General features: G+C 37.9%; 3 protein-coding genes. 2 read left to right on the top strand and 1 reads right to left on the bottom strand.

The features are described from left to right. The first annotated feature begins 317 nt into the window (after window positions 1–317). Window positions 318–1,664 (top strand): TIGR02452 family protein, encoded by a 1,347-nt coding sequence (locus I6E40_RS10430; RefSeq protein ID WP_235387166.1) that lies wholly within the window; start codon window positions 318–320, stop codon window positions 1,662–1,664. Window positions 1,665–1,705: 41 nt separating this feature from the next. Further along, window positions 1,706–2,332, top strand: coding sequence for a hypothetical protein (locus tag I6E40_RS10425; protein WP_235387164.1), 627 nt, complete (start codon window positions 1,706–1,708; stop codon window positions 2,330–2,332). A gap of 239 nt (window positions 2,333–2,571) precedes the next feature. On the opposite strand, the gene I6E40_RS10420 is transcribed toward I6E40_RS10425, so the two are convergent. Further along, on the bottom strand, window positions 2,572–2,977 hold a 406-nt coding region (locus I6E40_RS10420), incomplete at its 5' end, for a transposase (RefSeq protein WP_235387162.1).

Here is a 2,977-nt window from a genome sequence, read left to right as displayed (position 1 = left end):
TTTGAAACTCTTGTGTAACTTTGCAGTGCCATTAAGGGCATCATTGATGATCTTGGTGAGCTGGTCAAGTGGCTGAATTTCCATTAGTAAATTGTTTTGTGTGACAACTGCTAATTTACTAATTCTTAGCTACTTAACCAAATTTTAAACGCTTGTTTTCGGTTTCTTAGGCTATTATTCCCATCTATTTTAAGAATCGTTGTTTATGGTTGTCAGACAGGTGTACAAGTTCCTGTCAGAGGCGCTATATATGACGTAACATATTATAAATGAATCTATAAACTGATAATTAACGAAGTATTGGTATAAGAAAGAATATGAAAATAGATTATAGAAAAATTAATTTTGAGGTAATGACAGATACCAAGTATCAATATGAAACGAATAATCAACTCAAACTGATGGTTAAAGATTCTATTGGCAAACAGTACATGGTCAGTCATGAGGATAGAATAAAGATAAACAAAACAAAGCCTCAAGTTAATTCGGTAGAGGTGACATCTGCCAGAGCACTTAGTGCTGCAGAGCGTTACACAGATATGGGATATAAAGTTGCTGTACTGAATTTTGCCAACAATCATACTATTGGAGGCGCTCCTTTTGCAGCTGGGGCACAGGAAGAGTCTATATGCCGCTGCACGACACTGCTACCTTGTCTTGAATCTATGAGAGCGGATTTCTATGAAAAGCATCAAAAACAGTATGTTAATGGTGAAATAAACTATATGGGCAATGACGACCTAATATATACGCCACGAGTTTGCGTTTTCAAAAGAGAGGAAATAAAAGATGATGTAATTTATCCTACAATGATGAATAGAAGGGATTGGTATGACATTGATGTGATTACATGTGCAGCACCAGAATTATGGCATGGTAACCCTATTCCTGATGATTACGAGGAACAGCTAACAAGCAGGGTGAATAAAATTATGAGTATAGCTCAAAGAGAAAATGTGGAAGTTTTGATTCTTGGTGCATGGGGATGTGGAGCTTTCAAAAACCCTGAGGTAGTTGTTGCGCGAATAATGCATGCTTGTTTAGTCAACTATAACTTTGATACGGTTGTGTTTGCTATGGGGCATGATTATTCTGGCTCTGCCTTTGCAAAGGAGTTTTGCGGTTTTGACACAGAGGAGGAACAAGAGATTGTCAACTTGCTTAAATCTACAGGCAGAGAGAATATTGATGTTTTGATTGATTGGATGAGGAAGAACAACTTCTTTTCAGCTCCTGCTTCTGTCGTTCATCATAACAATGTTAAGGGAGGACTTGCAAGGCACTCTCTTGATGTCTTCCATGAGGCTGTGAAACTAAACAAGACTGCAAAACTCCCTCTAAATAGTATTATACTCTGTTCATTATTGCATGACATATGCAAGTCTGATCAGTATGGTTTTGACGAACAATGCAAACCTATCAGTTACAAGGAGAAGTTAAAAAAAGGACACGGACGTAGATCATTATTTATCGTTACACGTGGTTGTAAAGTTCCCTTAAATTACTACGAAGAGTTGGCAATTTGGTGGCACATGGGGCCTTATGAGCCTAATATTGATAAACACCAGGCCGAGTATATTCTGTCAAATCATGAAGAACTCTGCAAACTCATACGTATTGCAGATAGCAATGCCGCTGCTTCTGCTTCAAAAAAAGCATTATAACTGTACCAATAATAATATCTTTACCATAGTATCTCAAGGACATGAAGTATCTAGTATTTGAAGTACCATTACCAAAAGACTCTTTCTGGATTAAGGAGACGCGAAAGCTTCTTAAAGACTATAAAGTGCAATGGAATGTTTTACCCTATAATATCTCCGTATTGTGCCTCCAAGAAGCCCCCGAGCATTTTCAAATCTGTTCTTTTATGCAAGGAAAAGAAAGATTTCAGGTTGCTCCCTGCGTAAGATATGATCATCTGGAAGCATTTACATCGGTAAATAAAAAGTATCATTACGTGTCGTTAGCTCCATCTGCCATTCAACCATCGGAGCAACTCTCTAAAATGATAGATGGTATCAGGTCTACTGCAGAAAAGAAGAATTGTATGATTACCAACCCTAAAAGGATGGGCGTAATCATTGGGCGCATTCCTGTTGAAACGATTAATCTTAACCACCTTCAAGAAATTTTAAAGAATGTTGATATTCATGTTGATGAATACAGAATCCAGAATGTGGTTTATCTCGATTCAGCAAACAGAAAACCATTGGACAGATGGGAATTTTTTGAAACAGAATCAATTGCAGAAAACGAATACAAAAAAGAATATCTACATCACTTACGGAATGCAGGATCAAATATACAATTATTAGACCCCAATTTTTAAGAGCAGATATTTAGCTATACGTTTGTATGGCTTTTGCGAAACCTTCTTAAATATTAAACAATTAAAGGAATAATAAAATGATTATAAAAAAGGCAAGCAAACTATGGTGAATAATTTGCAATTTTGATGGCAAGTATTTTAGAGAGGGATCCTGGTCTATGGGGGAAATCATTGCTCATGTAGATGGTAAATTTATTAGATATTGTGATTCTCCTGACTTCGTCAATGCGCCACCCAAATTAAGACTCGCTGTTAGTTAGGTCAAAAAGTGGCTTTACAGCCAGATGTTTCTCTGTCAGGAAGAGCGTTTTTGTGAAGGTTGTCCTATTTTCGGGCAACCTTACCCTTATGGTTGTAATAGTGTTAGCAGCATCAAGCACCTTGTCCACACTCATCCCCATTTTGTTGACAGAAACGAGCCGTTCCAATTCCTTATATACTTTGTAGGCGATGAAGCAAATGCAGGCATGTGCCTCTATCCTACGTTCCGTAAAGTGAAACATCGGACGCATCTCCAAATTTCCTTTTGAAGTACGAAATGCACGTTCCACTACCCAAAGTCCATGATACTTGGCAATGACACGCTCGGCTTCAAGATCTGTATTGGTGATGTAGCCCTTGAGTCCGTCCCACTGGCAGTCCTCT

This window comes from Prevotellamassilia timonensis (assembly GCF_021531665.1).
Taxonomy (GTDB): domain Bacteria; phylum Bacteroidota; class Bacteroidia; order Bacteroidales; family Bacteroidaceae; genus Alloprevotella.
Note: the sequence above shows the minus strand (reverse complement) of the source record. Positions and strands in the feature narration are given on the sequence as shown.

Excerpts from the sequence above, each read along its gene's own strand:
- I6E40_RS10425 (WP_235387164.1), top strand. The coding sequence starts at position 1,706 with ATGAAGTATCTAGTATTTGAAGTACCATTACCAAAAGACTCTTTCTGG.
- I6E40_RS10430 (WP_235387166.1), top strand. The coding sequence starts at position 318 with ATGAAAATAGATTATAGAAAAATTAATTTTGAGGTAATGACAGATACC.